Below are 16,710 nucleotides of genomic sequence, written 5' to 3'. Positions count from 1 at the left end.
GCCGCACCCCATCTGACCTGCCATTTAGCGGGTCAGGGAGGGGTGCGGCGGCATGTCCGGGACTTCTCTGGGACTTTGGGCCTGCGGCGGGCTACGAGCCACACTCCACGGGCCCAGCGGACCGGTCGCGGCTACGCGAAGATCGCGTCGATGGCGGCGCTACCCCGGGCGCCGGCCTCATCCAGTTCGGCGCAAACCTATGCGTCGTGGGGGACGACGACCAGACGATCTACCAGTGGCGCGGAAGCGCGGTGAACAACATCCTGACGTTCCCCACCCGCCACAGCAGCGCCAAGACCGTGACGCTCAACGAGAACTTCCGCTCGTCCAAGGCGGTGGTGGACCTTGCACGCCGGGTGGCGGAGGGCATCGATCCCTTGCGTCGGCTGAGCAAGTCGATGATCGCCAGTGGACACCAGAGCTATGACCGTGGCGACCTGCTGGCCCTCTCCTTCGGTACGCCGCAGGAGGAGGCCACGTGGATCTGCGACCGCATCGAGTGGATGATCGGCCTGCCCTTCACCGACCGTGCCGGCACGCCGCCACGGGGCCTGGCGTACTCGGACTTCGCTGTCCTCTTCCGCAGCGTGTCGGGGGACGCCGACCCGCTGGTCACGGCGATGCACGCCCGGGGCATCCGCTACATCATCAAGGGCCTGAGCCGCCTGTTCCAGACGCCCGAGGTCCAGGCTGCCAAGACCTGCTTCGACTACATCGCCGGAGCCGTCGACGGTGACGCCGTCGTGACGGCCTGGACGGACGCCCGACTCGGGCTCCGCGAGGAGGCCCTGAAGCGCGGGGTGAAGATCCTCGACGAGGCCCGCGGCTGGGCGGAGGGCATGCCCTGGGACGCCTACACGATCCAGGGCACCTACCAGCGTTTCCTAGGCGAGGTCGGCATCCGCGAGGAACACCTCACGGCTGAGGTCGGCCGCGAGCGCAGCGAGCTCGCCTTCTACAACCTGGGACGGTTCAGCACCGCCATCGGCGACTACGAGCGCATCCGCTTCCTCAGCAGTCCGCCCGACCGGTTCGCCACCTTCGCCAAGTGGCTGGAGCACCAGGCCGGCGACTACTACGAGGAGAGTGACGCCGACGCCGGATATGCGCGGCCCGACGCCGTCACGATCGCCACCGTCCACCAAGCCAAGGGCATGCAGTGGCCGGCGGTGTTCGTGCCCTGTATGCGTCGCAACCGCTTCCCCAGCAAGCGGCAGGGCGGACTCGGTGTGTTCCACATCGTCCCGGAGGCGGCCGTCAACGACGCCGACCGCTACCGCGGCAGCGAGGACGACGAGCGCCGGCTCTTCTACGTGGCGGCGACCCGCGCCCAGAAGTACCTCGCTCTCTCTTACTCCCCCGGGCCGGGCAAGCTTTACCAGCGGGAGTCCCAGTTCTTCGCCGAGGCGACCCGCAACACCTACGTCCTGACCCGGGAGGCTGCCAGGCCCGACGAGTCCACGCTGAATCGGGTGCCTTCACCCCCCTGTCCGACACGCCCGATATCGTCTTCAGCTTCAGCGAGCTGAAGTACCTGTTCGAATGTCCGTACCAGTTCAAGCTGCGGTTCCTGTACGGCTTCGACTCGCCGTTGCAGAAGGAACTCGGGTACGGCAAGTCGCTCCATGACGTCGCCCAACAACGTCAAGGTGCTGCCAGCCCTAGCGGTCACGATCGGGATCGCCACTGTGGTAGCCACGCATAAGATGTGGACTCGCTATCGGAAGCTGTGCACGCAGGCCCACAAGAACATCCAGATCCTCATTCGAGTCCTGGAAAAGCCTACCGGAGAGATCGAGAACCAGTCAGCGATCCAGGACGCCTGGGACGCGGTGGAACTGGACCTGCGCACCCGAGCTGACTCAGGGTATGACTTCGGTGCGCGGTTCGTCCCGGAGAAGGTCACCGCAGCACTTGGCGAAGCGTTGGAGACTGCGTGGAAGGGACTCCCCGGCCATCAGGAAGCGCGTGATCAGGTAATCGCTGACTTGCAGACAATTCTTGATGTGTGTGCCCGGCGGATCGATTCGGTGGCGTGACGCGGTTTTTTGGCTAGGGGCAGGCTTCCTAACCACAAACGACAGTCTACCGATGTCGGCGTATGAGATGACACCTAAGCGCTGTCTGGCAGATCTTGAGCTGTGGGAAGTTTCTGTTCATGTCTGATGTCCGAAGGGACCGTACCGCGCAGAACAGGAGCGGTCATCCGGTGTGTAGGCGGGAGACCCGAGGTCTCCGTCGCGCCGCATGTTCAGCTCGTTGGGGAGGCCGGTGTTGTGGGCCCAGCTCGCGTCGTAGTGGGCGCGTTCGGTGCGCCGGTCCAGGGCGATGCTGAAGACGAGGGGGCGCCTCTTATCGTCCACTTAGTCTGCAGCGCGAACTCCTCCCTTCAGGGTTTCCGGATCATGAGTTCCTGGTTGGTGCCAACAGGGAACGGCAGGCAGGAGTCGTAAGCTCCATCGAGGAAACGAACTGCATCTCGGCCGGCCCTTCGAAAGTGCAGGGCGGGGAGGTGATTTACTACATAGCGAACAACCCGCAAGAGTTTCGCGATACTGCGGAAATTCCACTCCCCCCTTTTACGTGAGGCGGTAAGACAATTTCTGCTCTCCGGAGGGCGGCGACCTACGTGTGTGGAGTGGCAGGAAGAGTCAGAGTTCTGACGACCTCCTGAACGATTGCCAAATGGTGAGCGCTCGGCGCGCCCGACGGCCTCTACGCGCACGGCATCACCCTCCCAAGGCTGGGATCGGCAGCACCCGACGGGAACACGGCTGCAGCGAAAGCCGCCCTGGCCACCGAACAGACCCTCAACGGCCTTCCGGCGATGCCCTCCCCCCGGATGCGCGGCGCATCCGGCCCGGTTTCACGTAACGGGTGACGCGGCCGGAGCTGACGTGGACGCGAGCGAGGTGTTGCTGGAGCCGGATGTGCCGGAACTGGTAGACGGCCCCGGCCTGCCGGAGCACCCCTCGGCGATAGGCGTCGTCCAGGAAGGCTGCGGTGTCCCACGGCAGTCTGCGCGTCAACGGAAGCCAGAACCGGGCCACAGTCAGCCACTGCCCCCACGCCGTGAGTGCGAGCACGTACGCCGCCGATCCGCCCAGCCCGCCGACCGCCCCCAGCAGCAGAGCCGCGTCCAGCGGCCACAGCAGCGTCCAGGGCAGCACCTGCTGGAGCAGGCCGACGACGACATATCCGCAGATGGCGACTCCGACTGTGACAGCGGCAGCCAGCACGAGGAACTGCCGGGTGGCGGTCGACCGGTTGACGGACAGCAGTCGCATCGGCGTGGCCGCGGCCGCGATGTCCACGGGCGCCTCGAAGGCTGCGATGAGTCCGAAGGCCAAGCCGGCCGTCAGACCGAAGATCAGTCCCGCGGCCAGCGTGTCCTGTATCGCCGCTCCGATCAGATCCGCGTGCGGGGATGTTCCGGCCAGCGCGCGAAACAGTGCCTTCGACCAGGCATGCGCGACCCCCAGCACAGAGCCGCCCAGCAGCCCGACCCCGAAGCGCGTGAGGATCTCACGAACCGGTCTGTGCTCGACCCCGGGGGCCACGGCCGCCAGCCTGAGTCGTACCTGGGTCGGAACGGCCACGGTACGGCCCATCGCGGCCAGGGCACAGTGCACGAGACCGAAGACGACCGCGGAGCAGAGCCCGAACACCGTCACCTCGACCATCGCCGGCGCCTGCACGGAGCGCCTGTACCCGATGGAAACGGTGAACAGTATGACAAGCCAGTTGGCCGCGAACATGCACAGTCCGCCGATCAGCGCGGTGTACAGGATGCGCATCGGCAGCCGTACGGACGCGCCGAACCGCCACCAGGCGAGGTCTCCGTGCTCGTGGGCCCCGGTGGTCAGGGTGTGGGCGAGGTAGCCGAGCCAGCGTTCGGCCTGCTCAGGGTCGCGGTTGCGCTGCCCGGTGGCGGGGTCGGCCCGTTCGGGGGTGCGGTGCCGGTAGACCGTGGGCACGAAGTTCGCCAACAGATGTTCCTCAAGGTGGCGCCCGGTAGGAAAGCTCGCGGGGTCAAGCAGTTCGACCGGGTCGTTGCCGGGCACCTCGCTGTACATCGTCCGCGCCAGGGTGACCATCAGGGGCGTTCCCAGGACCTGTCCGAGTCGGCTGCTCGCCGGGGTGTTATGGACCCGTAGTTCGTCCAGGACGGCACCCCACACGCCTGTGGCTCCGCGGCTGCCCAGGGAGTCGCCGAGGCGGTCGGTCCGGGGCAGGTACGCGGCCAGATCCTCGACGGTGAGGTCGGCGAGTTCGACGCAGGCTGCCAGCACCAGAGGCGCGTGCACGTCGCGGACTGCTCGGGCGTACTCGTCCTGGCGGCTGGTCAGGACCACGGGGTGGGACGTGGCGTTGAGTGCTTCCAGCGCGGGGCCGCGCAGGGCTTCGGCGAGTTCGTCGAAACCGTCCAGGACGGGGAGAATCAGATCGGAGTCGACGAGTTCGGCGGCCAGTGTCGCGCCCTCGGGAGTCGTACGGGCCAGATGCGGGTGGTCCCGTAGGAGATGGTCGACCAGCAGGTCCCGCGGCGTGATGGCCAGCGGGTCCCAGGATCCGATGCTGAGAATGACCGGCACCCGGAGGGAGGGAGTCGGGGCCGCGAGAAGTTCAAGGACGAACTTGATGGCCAGGATGGACTTCCCCGAGCCGGCGCGCCCGAGAATGACCAGTCGCTGCGATTCGATACTCCGATAGGTGTCGGCGACAGTCCGCAGATCGCCGTTCAGGTCGAGGTCCCGGGCAGGGACTCCCGGCTGCAGACGCTGGATGTTCTCCGGACGGTCCATCAGGGCGGCGGGAGCCGGCTGGTATCGCACGGGCAGCGGGAACGGGTCGTGGACGCGGCGGTGCTTTTCCTCCCGCTGCCAGCGTCGGCCGACCTCACGGGCCAGTGAGGCGGCGGCGTCGGCGAGCGGGCCGGCCGGCGACGACACGGCCGTCCCGGGGACGGGGATGGGGGCGGGGGCGGCAGGTGCGGGCGTGGGCGCGGCAGGTGCAGGGGCCCCCGCCTGAGTCCCGGGCTGAACGGGCGGCGCCGGCTGCTCGGGCCGAACGGGCGGTGCCGGATCCTCGGGCCGAGCAGCGGGGGTCGGCTCCCCTCGCGTACCGGCGGGTGTCAGCACCTCGGCCGCATCGGCGAGGGCCGGCTGTGGCCCGTCCATGGTCGCGGTGAGTCGTTGCCATTCCTCCGGCTTCACGTCCAGGACTTCCGCCACCTTCTGCAGCGTCCTCAGCCGGTGCTCGGGGAGCCTGCCGTTCTCCAGTCGGCCGATCGTGCTCACGCTCACCTCGGCCCGCTCCGCCAGCTGCTCCTGGGTGAGGCCCGCGCGTCTGCGCAGGTGACGCATACGCGTGCCTAACTCATTGCTCACTCCGGACTCTCACCTTCCGTGGACACCGGTACCGCCCGAGCGTATCGGGACGACCGGTCACGGATGACCGGTCACCGATGACCTCCCCCTGACCTGCACATGCCCTGTTCTCCGAACCCGGTGGGCCGCATCGTGGTCGTGCCGGCGGCCCGTCGGCCACCTCACACAAGGGAGTACCAGAGTGAGACCTCCATCAGCCCGCCACCGTCGCCTCGCCGTCGCCCTGGTCGCGGCGGCGCTGCTTCCGGCCGTGTCCCTGGGACCGGCCGCCTGGGCGGACTCCCCGGCCGTCCCCGGCGCCGACTTCACGGACGGCTTCGGCCTGAGCCAGGTCGCGGACGGCACCGAAGTGCGCTCCGGCACCGACTTCACGATCACCGTCACCACACCGGAGGTGGCCGGCCCGCACCGTATCCGGATCTTCCTGCCCAGCGGGTACGCCGACGATCCTGACCGGCGATGGCCCGTCACGTACTTCCTCCACGGGGGCGGCGGCAACGTGGACGATGCCGCCGCCGCTCCGGCGCTGCACTCCGATGCCATGATCACCGTCGTCCCCGACGGCGGTCTCAAGAGCTGGTACGCCGACTGGTACATGCAGAACACCGCCGAAGGGGCGGCCGACTGGGAGACCTTCCACCTCGAACAGGTCGTCCCCTACATCGACGCCAACCTGCGCACCCTCCCCGACCGTGAACACCGGGCCGTCACCGGGCTGTCCATGGGCGGATCCGGTGCACTCCACTACGCCCAGGCCAGACCCGACCTCTTCGGCCACGCCTCCTCCCTCTCCGGCGGAATCGACTTCTCCATGGCCACGGTCCGCGCGACCGTACTCGCCACCGAGCTCGACCTGCCCGGCGCCTGGTGCGCGCTCAGCACATCGAGCAGCCAGGGCTGCCCGACCTACGGACCGTCCGTCGACAGCGACGCCATCTTCGGCTCGCCGTATCCGGTCCTGGGCGCGGACCACCGCTGGAACGCCTACGATCCCGCCGCCCCGGCCAACCTGTCCAAGCTCAAGAACACCCAGGTCACCCTCTACACCGGGAACCAGGGCCTGATCGACGGTCAGACGGCAATGGCCGCCCACACGGTCAAGAACCGCCTGGACCAGCTCGGCATCCCCAGCCGCCTCGTCGACTACGGCAACGGGGCCTCCCTGTCGCCCCAGTGCGACGGCAGCCACACCTACAAGTGCTGGGGTCCGGCCTACGCGGACTACGTCCCGCGGCTGGAGGCCGCGTTCGAAGCCGCTGCGAAGAACTGAGCCGGCAGGACCGGCACGCACCCGACCGAGCGAGACCTCCCCGAGGAGCGGACACCGAATGACCACCCGAAACGGTACGAAACTGGCCTCCGTCATCGGCGCCCTGTGCGCGACGGTACTGACACTGTCCAGCTCGGCGGCACACGCTGCCACCGCCGAGTCCGACCACTCCGACACGCTCACCGCGCTCAAGGCGTTCCAGGCGGCGGCGGGGCCCGGCGCCGCCGTCCACGCCGGAAACGGCAGCGAGTCCTGGACCCTGTCGGCGGGTACGGGAACCGTGAACGCCGACCGCCCCATCAAGGCCGACGAGCACATCCGTATCGGCAGTCAGACCAAGACCTTCACAGCGGTGGTGGTGCTGCAGCTGGTCGAGGAAGGCCGCGTCTCCCTGGACGCACCGATCGATGACTACCTGCCCGGTGTCGTCACCGGCAACGGCTACGACGGCACCCGCATCACCGTGCGCCATCTGCTCCAGCACACCGGCGGTCTCGGCGCCTACAACGCCTCCCCCGGGCTCAATACACCCCCGTCGAACCCGGACGGCACCTTCAGCCTGTCGACGATGGTGCGGTACGCGCTGGACGCCTCGCCCCCGGTCTCCGTCCCCGGCGAAGGGTTCACCTACTCCAATACCGGCTACTTCGTCCTCGGGATGCTCATCGAGAAGCTGACGGGACAACCGGTGCACAAGGCCGTGACCGAACGTGTCATCGGACCGCTCGGCCTGCCGCACACCCTCTTCCCCGCACCCGGTGACCGCGCCCTGCCCACACCGGCCGTCAACGGCTACCACGGCCTCCGGGTGGGCTCCTTCTACGTGTGGGTTCCGGCGGTCTCGTACGACCCCTCGCTCTTCAGCAGCGCGGGAGCCATGGTTTCCACGCTGGAGGACATGAGCGCCTTCTACCAGGCGCTGGCCACCGAAAAGCTCCTCTCCGCGAAGAGCCTCGCCGAGATGCGCACCGCACGGCAGGTGAACACCGGCACGGGCTACGGCCTGGGACTCCAGACGTACGAGCCCTCCTGCGGCGGTACGGCGCGAGGCCACTCCGGTGGCGCCCCGGGCTACCAGACCTTCACCCTGACCATGGACGACGGCCGCTACGTCTCCATCGTCACCAACATGTTGGTGACGATCGGCCAGCGCCCGGACGCGCAGCTACGGCGGCTGCTGGACGCGGCGCTGTGCGAGAACGCACCGCAGCGCGACTGACGCCGACACCCGGCGTTCCCGCGCAGAGACCTCGATCATCGCAGCGGATCACCACCACCTGACGTGGCCGGTGTGCGCGTCGTCGGCCGCTTCTCCCCGCAGCAGACGGCCGACGCAACAGGGGAGCGCACACCGACCGCCCGTTCAGGTTTCCATTCCCTACGACTCACGGCACCAAGGAGTTGTCATGGCACACCGGTACCGGTGCGGCGAATGCAGGTTCGCCACCCGGTGGACCACCGAATCCGAGGTCGGCGATCTCGCAGCGGCCCACTACGCCGAAACCCACCCCGGCCTCGCACTCGGCGGCGTCGTCGAGATCAACCAGAAGAACCCCAACTCCCTCGGGTGCCTGCCGATACTCGGGATCGCCCTCCTCCTGCTGGTCATCGTCGCCGCCTGTCAGCGGTAGGCCACCAGCAGCCCGAGAGACCGACGTCGTCTCGGGCCACAGCTCCCCTTTCGAGGCCGTCGCGTTCCGCGGACATGCATCTGGGCGGCCCGGGGCCCCACGCGGCTCCCTCGCTCGCCCATGCGGCACGGTCTGCAAACGCGCGCTGGAGAGCGCGCGGTGAGAACACCCTCGCAGGACTCCAGCCCCCACACCCGAAAGGTCACAGCGCCAATGGCGGACGACAACGACCCCCGTCCCACTCCCCAACCGGACACAGCGCAGGCGCCGAACGGTCCGGTGACGCCGAGCTCGGCGGCAGATCCGACGGCGCCTCCTCCGGGACCGCTGCCTCCGCCCACGGTGCCAGGGGGGACGACTTCGTGGTCCCCCCCACCAGGGCTGCTACGGGCCGGCTCCGGGCGCAGGCGTGCCGTTGTCCTGGGCGGCCTCACGGTGCTGGTTCTCGCCCTGATCGGCGGACTCCTGTCGCTCACGTCCTCGTCCTCCGACTCGAAGGAGACACAGGCAGCGCACCGTGACCTGCGGCCGTTCAGGGAAGCGGTCGACGATCTGGCCTCAGCGCCGGGGTTGCGCTACAAGGACACCTCGTCCTTCGGCATCACCGAGAACGAGATCAACGTCACCGCGAGCGGCAGCCGGTTCGGCAGCACGTCTTCGGGTCGGGGGAACGACCACGGTCGGGACGTGCTGCGCGTAGGCGGCAAGACATTCATGCGGTGGCAACACGACCCGGCGCCCAAGGAGGACGTGAAGGAAGGCGCGAAGGCCCCGCCCAGTGAGTGGATCGTGGGACTGGACGACGGCTCGGAGCTCATGGACGAGGCACTGGCGCGCACCGTCGCCCCGCCGAAGCTGGCCGCCGTGCTGGACAAGGCCCTGACCGACCTGGAGAAGTCGCCGCCGGCAAAGGGCTCCGGACTCTCGAACTCGTCAGCGCAGCGTCCGTCGAGTGTGAACGGAACACCCGCACTCGGCGTCGACACCTCGGCAGGACGTCTGCTGGTGAGCAAGGCCGCGCCCCATCGCGTACTGCGCCTGGAGGCGTACGACCTCCGTGAAGGTATCTCCGACCTGAGGGACTTCTGGCTTCATCAACCGGCACGAGCATGAAACAACTGAAAGACCATTCGCGCAGGTCAGCCACCAAATCCCCCTCATCGTGGCAGGTCACCGCGCGGCTGGTCTCTTCCGGGACATCTGATGTGAGGAGGCCGCCACACCTTGTCCGACCTGCTGGTCAGCAGGTCGGACAAGGTGTGGCCGCCATCCTGCCGCTCACCGACGCGGGCACACCCGACAGGAAGCTCCTACGAGCTGCCGCGGTCGCCGGCCGGAGCTTCCGCCGGTTCTGCGCAGCACCCTGTCGCACGGGTCGGAGGGGCGTGACACGGAGGGGGCGGGGCGTGGAGCTTCGGTCGCGAGTGGGTGCTGTCGATCGTAGGTTGGTGGTGTCCGTCGCACTGCCAAGACGTGGAGCAGCCATGGTGAACCCCTACGACGTCGAGCGCGGCTTTCCCGACTACTTCCTGGAGCACCGCCGGCTGACCGTCGAGCAGCAGGGCACCTACCGGTGCGGGGAACTGCCGATGTGGACCGTCTACTGCCCGGCGGGTTACCTCGGCAACTCGACGGTCATCGAGGGCGACGACGGCCTGATCGTCTACGACACCGGTGTGAACATGGAGGCCGGCCGGGTCATCTCCGCCGAGATCGCGAAGATCTCGGACAAGCCGATCAAGGCGATCTTCTACTCCCACCACCACACGGACCACTACAACGGGACGCGCGCCCTCGTCGACCCGGCCGACGTCGAGTCCGGGGCCGTGAAGATCTACGCCTGGGAGAACTTCATCGCCGAGCGTGACAACGAGTTCGGCGAGATCCTGCCGCGCCAGTCGATGGGCTCGGCCTACTACGGCGGCGCGTTCCTGTCCCCGGAGGACAGACACCACCACGGCATCGGTACCGTTCCCGCCGGGGGCGAGGCCGGGTTCATCCCGCCCACCGATCTGCTGCACGGCGACGAGACGCTGACGATCGCCGGCGTGCGGATCGACGCCTTCTACACGGGCGGCGAGGCGATCAGCGAGTTCGGCATCCACCTGCCCGACCTGGATGCGGTGATCATCGCCGACGAGTTCTTCACCGGCATCCCGAACATGCACACGATCCGCGGGTCGAAGCCGCGCATGCCCGAGAACTACCTCACCGCGCTGGACCGCGTGTTGGAGATCGGCCCGCACTGGCTGCTCGGCTCCCACATCCAGCCCATCGAGGGTGAGGACAGGATCCGCGACGTCGTCACCAAGTACCGGGACGCCACCCAGTACCTGTGGGACCAGTCGGTGCGGCTCATCAACAAGGGCTACACCCCGACGGAGCTCCAGCACGCGCTGAAGGACCTGCCCGAGGGGGTCTGGGACGCCCCCTACGTGGTGCCGATGTACGGCACGCCGTTCACGACCGTCCCGGAGTTCTTCACCGGCTGGGTGAGCTGGTTCAGCGGTGACTCCACCGAGCTGTTCCCGTCCCCGCCGGCGCACAGGGCGAGGCGGATGGTCGAGCTCATGGGAGGGGCCGACGCCGTGGTCGCGGCGGCCAAGGCCGACCATGAGGCGGGCGACCACCAGCTCGCGGCCGAGCTCACGCAGCTCGCCGTCCGGGCCGACCCGGATCACGAGGACGCACGACTGCTCAAGGCGGCCGCCCTGCGCGCCCGCGGCTACCAGGAGCTCAACCCGATCGCCCGGTCCTGGTATCTCACCGGGGCGCTCGAGCTGGAGGGAGCCTTCGACACCGGGGATCTGCTGCGGGCCATGCTGGGGCTCCTCGGAGCACCGCAGAGCCCGGTGGAGACCGTCCGCGGCTGGCGCTACCACCTCGATGCCGAGAAGGCCGCCGGCCGTACGCTCGCCGTCGGGCTGCGGTTCGACACGGGCGACGAGGTCACCGTGCGGGTCCGCCACCAGGTACTCGTCGTCCAGGACGGTGTCGCCGACGACGCCGACGCCGTCGTCGAGCTCACCGCCGCCGACCTGGACGGCACGACGCCGGTCAGCGCCACCACCGGCGACGTGGCGGCCTGGACAGAGCTGCAGGGACTGCTCGACCGCGAGATCAAGGGATTCAACATGCACATGCGATAGGACCGGCCCCGTGCGAGGCAGGCCGCCCGACACCTGTTTCCGGACAGCCGGATGACCTGTTCCACCTCGACCGGTCTCTTCACCGGGGGCGCGGGGCCTGGTCACCCCTCTCGCGGTCGCTGCGCATGAACGGCCGTGACCGTGAGCGGACCCCGGAGCAGCACGGACGACATCCGGGCATGTAGGCGGCGGATGGTATGTGTGACTTTCGGAGCTCGGGGTGTCGTCCCTGCGGGCTGCCCGTCGGGCCGTTGAATTGGCCGCATGAATGGCACGAAAGCGGACGAAAGACTGGGGTCTCCCCTTCGGTTTGCCCTCGGTACGGGTGCCGCCGCCGGTGCCCTGATGGCGCTGCGGTTGTTCGTACCGTCCCCGGTGGGGATGGCCGACAACGGTGACGGCTTCCGCCGGATGTGCTCGCTCGACATCGTCACGCATGTCCCCCCGGGCGTGGAGCCGTGGCTCGCGTACGCCCACTTCACGTACACCCGTGCGCCGAAGGACGGCTGCGACCCGGAACAGGTCTACCCGAGCAGCGGGAACTGGCTGCTCCGGGCGGCGGACCTGGTCAGCGGGGTCCCGGGTTTCTCCGGTGCCCTGGATCTGCGGGCGCTCGCGCTGGTGTTCTGTCTGCTGATCGCGGGCGCCTTCGCGGTGTTCGCGGCGGCACTGACCGGAAGCCTCCTCCGCAAGGCACTGGTGTGCGGGGCGCTGTTCGTGGTGGTCGGGGACAGTACGTTCGCCGGGTACGCGGCCTCTCCGTACGGTGAGCTCGCGGGCCTGACCGGCATGGTGTGGGCGCTCGCCGGGGCGGTTCATCTCGGAGGGGCGCCCGCGGCGCGGCTGTTGGGGCTGGCCGCCTTCACGGCGGGTGCCGTGCTGGCGGTGGCTTCCAAGACCCAGTCGGCGACCATGGCGGTGCCCTTCGTGGTCCTTCTCCTCCTCACCCGGGTGCCGGTGGGACGGTGGGCGGCCGGGTGGCGCAGCCGCGCCGCGCCGATGCTGGCCGCCCTGCTGATCACCGGCGCGGCCGTGGGTGAGCTGGCCGCGCAGCCCGAGGAGTTCCGCAGGATCAATCCCACCGAGATGGTCTTCGTCGGCCTCCTCGCCCACAGTGACGATCCCCGGGCCGCGGCGGTCGACCTGGGGCTCCCGGCGGACTTCGCCCGGTACGAGGGACGGAGCTGGTGGGTGGAGGAGCCCCCGCAGGGCGATCCCCGCTGGGAACGGTACGAGGACCGGATGACGTACGGGAACATCGCGTCCTTCCTCGTCACCCATCCTGCGGTGACCGCCCGGATCGCGTTCCACGCGCTGGACGACTTCGGTGCGGCCCGCCCGGACTACCTCGGCTCCTACCCGGTGGAGGCGGGGCTGCCCGCGGGTGCGCAGGAGTCGCGGCTCACCTTGTTCAGCATGCTCGTGCGTGATGTCGGCGGCGGGCTGATGCTGACGCTGGTGGCTCTGCTGGGGGTCGCGGCGGTCCCGTGGTGGCGGCGTGCGTCCGACCCCCGGCGCCGGGCGTTCGTGGCGGCCGTACTGTGCGCGGCGACGCTCACGTGGACGCAGTTCCTGACGGCGGTCTACGGGGAGGCGATCGAGAACACCAAGCACCTGGTGTTCGCGGTCCTGTCCTGCGGGCTCACCCTCGTGCTGGCATGCGCCGCGGCTGCGACCGCGGGGTCCGGGGCCGGCACGGAGTCGGCCGAGCAGCGGCGCGGAGCCGACGGCTCCGGCGGGAGCGGGCCGAAGGAGGGGAACGGCGGCGGCGCGGAGCCGGTCTCCGGGGGCGGGCTGCCGGTCGATGCGGTGGCCTCAGTGGTCCGGTCCGACTGATCGCGGCTCTCGGCCGCCAGTCCGTGGCCGTGGCCGGCCGGCCGGATTCCGACGGGTGGGCCCGGCCTCGTCGGTGGAGCGGGGGTCAGAGGAGCTCGGTTTCCTTCAGGGGCGCGGCGGGGGCCTGTGCGGGGACGGCGCCCTCGGCGTTGCGGCGGGTCTTGGCCCACGCCCCGTGCCCCCGCACGTGCCGGATCAGCGCCCGCCAGGTCGCCGCCGAGTAGCACCAGACGTACGCCGTGTACGCGAAGCCCCAGCCGACACTGCGCCAGAATCCGTGTGCGGGTTCACACTTTGCCCGGTAGAGCGGGCCCCACATGCCGAACTGGACCACGGCCAGGAGGATGTAGCCCGCGATGGGCCACCACTGGACCCCCTGTCCGACGATGCCCGTGCCGCCCGCCTGGCCGATCGCATGGACTGCGGCGAGAAGCACCAGTGCGGGGCAGACCGCGCTGACCAGGAGCTGGAGCCACGGCTGGAGGAGGGAGTAGCTGATCTCGGCCGCGGCCGGGGTGGACAGCCGACGGGAGAGCCAGACCGTGCGGAGGTGGCGGGCGCACTGCATCGTGCCCTGGCTCCACCGGGTGCGCTGGACGAGCAGCCGGCCCGCGTCCCACAGACCTTCCTGTTCGACCCAGGTGTCGCGGGTGAAGGCCGTCCTGCGGCCCGCGAGGGCCAGGTGCAGGGCGAGTTCGTAGTCGTCGAGCAGCGAGTTGTGCCAGGGCCCGCCCCGGCCGGGGTCGTCGTCGAGCAGGCGCAGCGCGTCGAGCGTGACGAACTGGCCGTTGCCGCCGAGCGACACGGTGCCGGTGATGGCGCGGCCGGCCTGGAGGGCGGGCACGGCGGCCCGGAACTCGATGTCCTGCATCCGCACGAGGGTGCGGGCGACGAGGTTGCGGAGCGGGCCCGCGTCGGGGAACGGGCGTCGCTCGTTCCTGTTGCGCATCCGGACCTCGATCTGGACCGCGTCCACCGCGGGGTCGCCGAGGAGGTGGGGCGAGGCGACGACGTCCAGGCAGCCGGGGGCGGGGATGCCGTCGGCGTCGAAGACCCCGACGACCACTCTGCCGGACGGGCTGCTCCCGGCAGGCGTGGCGACCAGTGCGCGGTAGGCGGCGTTGAGTGCGTCGCCCTTGCCGCTGCGGGCGTGGGGCAGCCGCCGGGGCACCAGGTGGAGCTGGGGATCGCTCCTCCGGTACCGGGTGACGATGGCGGCGGTGTCGTCGTCGGAGGCGTCGTCCACGATCCACAGGTGGGCGTGGGGGAAGGCGTCCCGCAGCCGGGTCAGGGTCTCGCCGATCACCGCGGCCTCGTTCAGGCAGGGCACCAGGATGTGCCAGTCGAAGCGTGACGCGTCCCCCGGTGGCCGGGATCTGCTGCGGACGAAGGGGACGACGAGAGCCAGCAGATAGCTGACGGAGAGGACGGCCAGTACGAGGAAGAGCGTCATCGTGGCGGTGACCACGGTGCTCGGGGAATCACCCATGTCGTGGGTCCCTCCTGGGAAATCGGTCACGCGGGCCGGTCCCGCACGACGTCTCGGGGCCGGCCCGGTGACCGGTCACACGGGCGGGTCCACCGGCCCGCGTCGGGGCGGCCGGTGGGCGGCGGCCCTGTGCACGGCGGTCAGACGCCCGCCATGCGGCTCCGCGCGGCACGGATCATCCAGACTCCGGACACGACGAGGGCCAGGGACACCATGCTCAGCACGACGAGGTGGAGACTGTCGCCGCTTCCCGTCGCGGCGAGAACGCCTCCGGCCGCGGCTCCGCCGGCGTGGGGTGGTCGGTACATGGGTTGCCTCCAGGAGGATGAGGGCCGGTCGGAGCTCCGACCGGAAGGGGCAGCGTGGCGGGACAGGCGCCGGGAGCCGCCACGGCTGGTTGCTCGACGGCCCGGCGTGTACGGGGCAGCGCTCGTTCGACGAGTGCGCGGGTGATCTCCACGATGCGTTCACTGGCCCGGCCGTCACCGAAGGGCGAGGGCCGGGCCGCGAGCCGGGCCGCGAGACCCGGGTCCGCGAGCAGGGCGCGGGCCCGCGAACCGACTTCCGGGCCCGGTGCGGCCAGCACGGCGAAGCCGCTGTCCATCGCCTCCGGGCGCTCGGTGTTGTTGCGGACGACGACCAGCGGCTTCTTGATCACCGTGCACTCCTCCTGTACGCCGCCGGAGTCGGAGATCAGCAGGCGTGCCCCGTGCGCCAGGGCGAGGAAGGTGGCGTGATCGACCGGATCGACCACGCGCAACGCGGACAGCCGCCGGCCCAGCTCGTACTGCCGTGCCCGCGCGGCGGTCCGCGGGTGGATCGGCAGCAGCACCGGCAGCCCGAGCCCGGCCAGTTCGCCGAGGAGCTGTCCGAGCCGCACCGGGTCGTCGGTGTTCTCCGGGCGGTGCACGGTGGCGAGGACGAACCCGCCGGGGCGCACCCGGTGCTCCCGCAGCACGGCCGCCCTCGCTACGGGACCGGGCAGCGAGGCGAGAACCGCTTCGACGACGGTGTTGCCGGTGAGGTGGATACGTTCCCGGGCGACGCCTTCGGCCCGTAGATGCGCGACGGCGCCCCGGGTGGGCGCGCAGTGCACGTCGGCGAGCACGCCGATGATCCGGCGGTTGATCTCCTCCGGCATGGTCCGGTCGTGCGAGCGGAGCCCCGCCTCCACGTGGAGCACCTCGATACCCAGGTAGTGAGCGGCCTGGGCGGCGGCCGAAGCGGAGTTGGTGTCCCCCTGTACCACCACGACGGCGGGACGCTCGGCCTCGAACACCCGGCCGAGCTGGTCGATCATGGAGCTCACTTGCCCGACGCGGGGCAGACCGCCGATCCGCCGGATCCTCGTCTGCGGCTCCGGCAGTCCCAGCCCGCGGAAGATTCCGCCCGACAGGGCGTCGTTGTAGTGCTGTCCCGTGTGCACGACCCGGGCCGCGTCGCCGAGCCCGCGGATCACGCCGGCCAGCTTCACCACCTCGGGCCGGGTGCCCAGCACCACCGCCGCACCCGTTCCTCTACGCGTCAACGGACACCGTTCCTCCTCGGGGCCGGCGGTCGCACGGCCGAGCTCACGACCACCCGAGGAGGAAACACGAGCAGGGCGGCGGATCACCACGGCGGCACCACCCCGTGCGGGCGGATCACCTGGTTGAGCCGCCGAGTATCACCCGCGCGCACGAGTGCGCCCAGGGATCGGATGCCGAGCCCGTCAGGCCACCGACCGAACAGGCCCACGGGCAGGCATCCCGCTCGAAGGTCCGGCCGCACAGCACACCCGGTCACCGCCCCACACCGTCACCCTGTCGACCCCCGCCACACCCATGGAGAGCGGCGCCCTTGCGACCGGAATGCCAGATAATGACGCCGAATATCCCCATACTTCTCATCGAGCTCTGTCAACAGCCGGACGATTCCCGCGGTCCACGAACATGCTGGGCCTGAT

At 69.7% G+C, this 16,710-nt stretch carries 13 protein-coding genes; 9 read left to right on the top strand and 4 right to left on the bottom strand.

The features are described from left to right. Positions 1–206 precede the first annotated feature (206 nt). Both PSQ21_RS29355 and PSQ21_RS29350 read left to right on the top strand, forming a co-directional pair. Positions 207–1,529 (top strand): 3'-5' exonuclease, encoded by a 1,323-nt coding sequence (locus tag PSQ21_RS29355; protein WP_274034320.1) that lies wholly within the window; start codon positions 207–209, stop codon positions 1,527–1,529. A 96-nt stretch (positions 1,530–1,625) separates the two neighbouring features. Further along, positions 1,626–2,039 (top strand): hypothetical protein, encoded by a 414-nt coding sequence (locus PSQ21_RS29350; RefSeq protein ID WP_274034319.1) that lies wholly within the window; start codon positions 1,626–1,628, stop codon positions 2,037–2,039. Between the two features lie 117 nt (positions 2,040–2,156). Here the strand turns inward: PSQ21_RS29350 and PSQ21_RS29345 are convergent, their stop codons facing one another. After that, on the bottom strand, positions 2,157–2,363 hold the full coding sequence (locus PSQ21_RS29345; protein ID WP_274034318.1) for a hypothetical protein: 207 nt from the start codon (positions 2,361–2,363) through the stop codon (positions 2,157–2,159). 189 nt (positions 2,364–2,552) lie between these two features. On the opposite strand from PSQ21_RS29345, the gene PSQ21_RS37905 reads away from it, so the two are divergent. Beyond that, positions 2,553–2,663: an Imm1 family immunity protein gene (locus tag PSQ21_RS37905; protein ID WP_443334434.1), complete on the top strand. Its 111-nt coding sequence runs from the start codon at positions 2,553–2,555 to the stop codon at positions 2,661–2,663. Between the two features lie 147 nt (positions 2,664–2,810). Here the strand turns inward: PSQ21_RS37905 and PSQ21_RS29340 are convergent, their stop codons facing one another. After that, on the bottom strand, positions 2,811–5,390 hold the full coding sequence (locus tag PSQ21_RS29340; protein ID WP_274034317.1) for a helix-turn-helix domain-containing protein: 2,580 nt from the start codon (positions 5,388–5,390) through the stop codon (positions 2,811–2,813). 181 nt (positions 5,391–5,571) lie between these two features. Between PSQ21_RS29340 and PSQ21_RS29335 the strand changes: the two genes are divergently transcribed. From PSQ21_RS29335 to wsfD, 6 genes are all read left to right on the top strand, one after another. Then, a complete protein-coding gene (locus PSQ21_RS29335; protein WP_274034316.1) occupies positions 5,572–6,660 on the top strand; it encodes an alpha/beta hydrolase in 1,089 nt (362 codons plus the stop codon). A 58-nt stretch (positions 6,661–6,718) separates the two neighbouring features. Next, positions 6,719–7,879: a serine hydrolase domain-containing protein gene (locus PSQ21_RS29330; protein WP_274034315.1), complete on the top strand. Its 1,161-nt coding sequence runs from the start codon at positions 6,719–6,721 to the stop codon at positions 7,877–7,879. Between the two features lie 187 nt (positions 7,880–8,066). Beyond that, complete coding sequence (locus PSQ21_RS29325; RefSeq protein WP_109177731.1) at positions 8,067–8,291, top strand: hypothetical protein; 225 nt, start codon at positions 8,067–8,069, stop codon at positions 8,289–8,291. Positions 8,292–8,726: 435 nt separating this feature from the next. Beyond that, positions 8,727–9,404 (top strand): hypothetical protein, encoded by a 678-nt coding sequence (locus tag PSQ21_RS29320; protein WP_274034314.1) that lies wholly within the window; start codon positions 8,727–8,729, stop codon positions 9,402–9,404. 371 nt (positions 9,405–9,775) lie between these two features. After that, entirely contained in the window at positions 9,776–11,440 is a 1,665-nt protein-coding gene (locus PSQ21_RS29315) for an alkyl sulfatase dimerization domain-containing protein (RefSeq protein WP_274034313.1), read from the top strand. 264 nt (positions 11,441–11,704) lie between these two features. After that, on the top strand, positions 11,705–13,276 hold the full coding sequence (wsfD, locus tag PSQ21_RS29310; RefSeq protein ID WP_443334408.1) for a glycan biosynthesis hexose transferase WsfD: 1,572 nt from the start codon (positions 11,705–11,707) through the stop codon (positions 13,274–13,276). A gap of 85 nt (positions 13,277–13,361) precedes the next feature. Here wsfD and PSQ21_RS29305 read toward each other — a convergent pair whose 3' ends face one another. Together PSQ21_RS29305 and wecB are read right to left on the bottom strand one after the other, a co-directional pair. Beyond that, positions 13,362–14,765 carry a glycosyltransferase gene (locus PSQ21_RS29305; RefSeq protein WP_274034311.1) on the bottom strand — a complete coding sequence of 468 codons (1,404 nt, stop codon included), beginning with the start codon at positions 14,763–14,765 and terminating at the stop codon, positions 13,362–13,364. Positions 14,766–14,982: 217 nt separating this feature from the next. Then, positions 14,983–16,293, bottom strand: coding sequence for a non-hydrolyzing UDP-N-acetylglucosamine 2-epimerase (wecB, locus tag PSQ21_RS29300; RefSeq protein WP_274034310.1), 1,311 nt, complete (start codon positions 16,291–16,293; stop codon positions 14,983–14,985). Between the last annotated feature and the right edge of the window lie 417 nt (positions 16,294–16,710).

Origin of the sequence: Streptomyces sp. MMBL 11-1 (assembly GCF_028622875.1) — a bacterium.
In the GTDB taxonomy this organism is placed as follows: Bacteria; Actinomycetota; Actinomycetes; order Streptomycetales; family Streptomycetaceae; genus Streptomyces.
The sequence above is the reverse complement of the archived record's forward strand: the minus strand, read 5'-3'. Positions and strand labels throughout refer to the sequence as shown.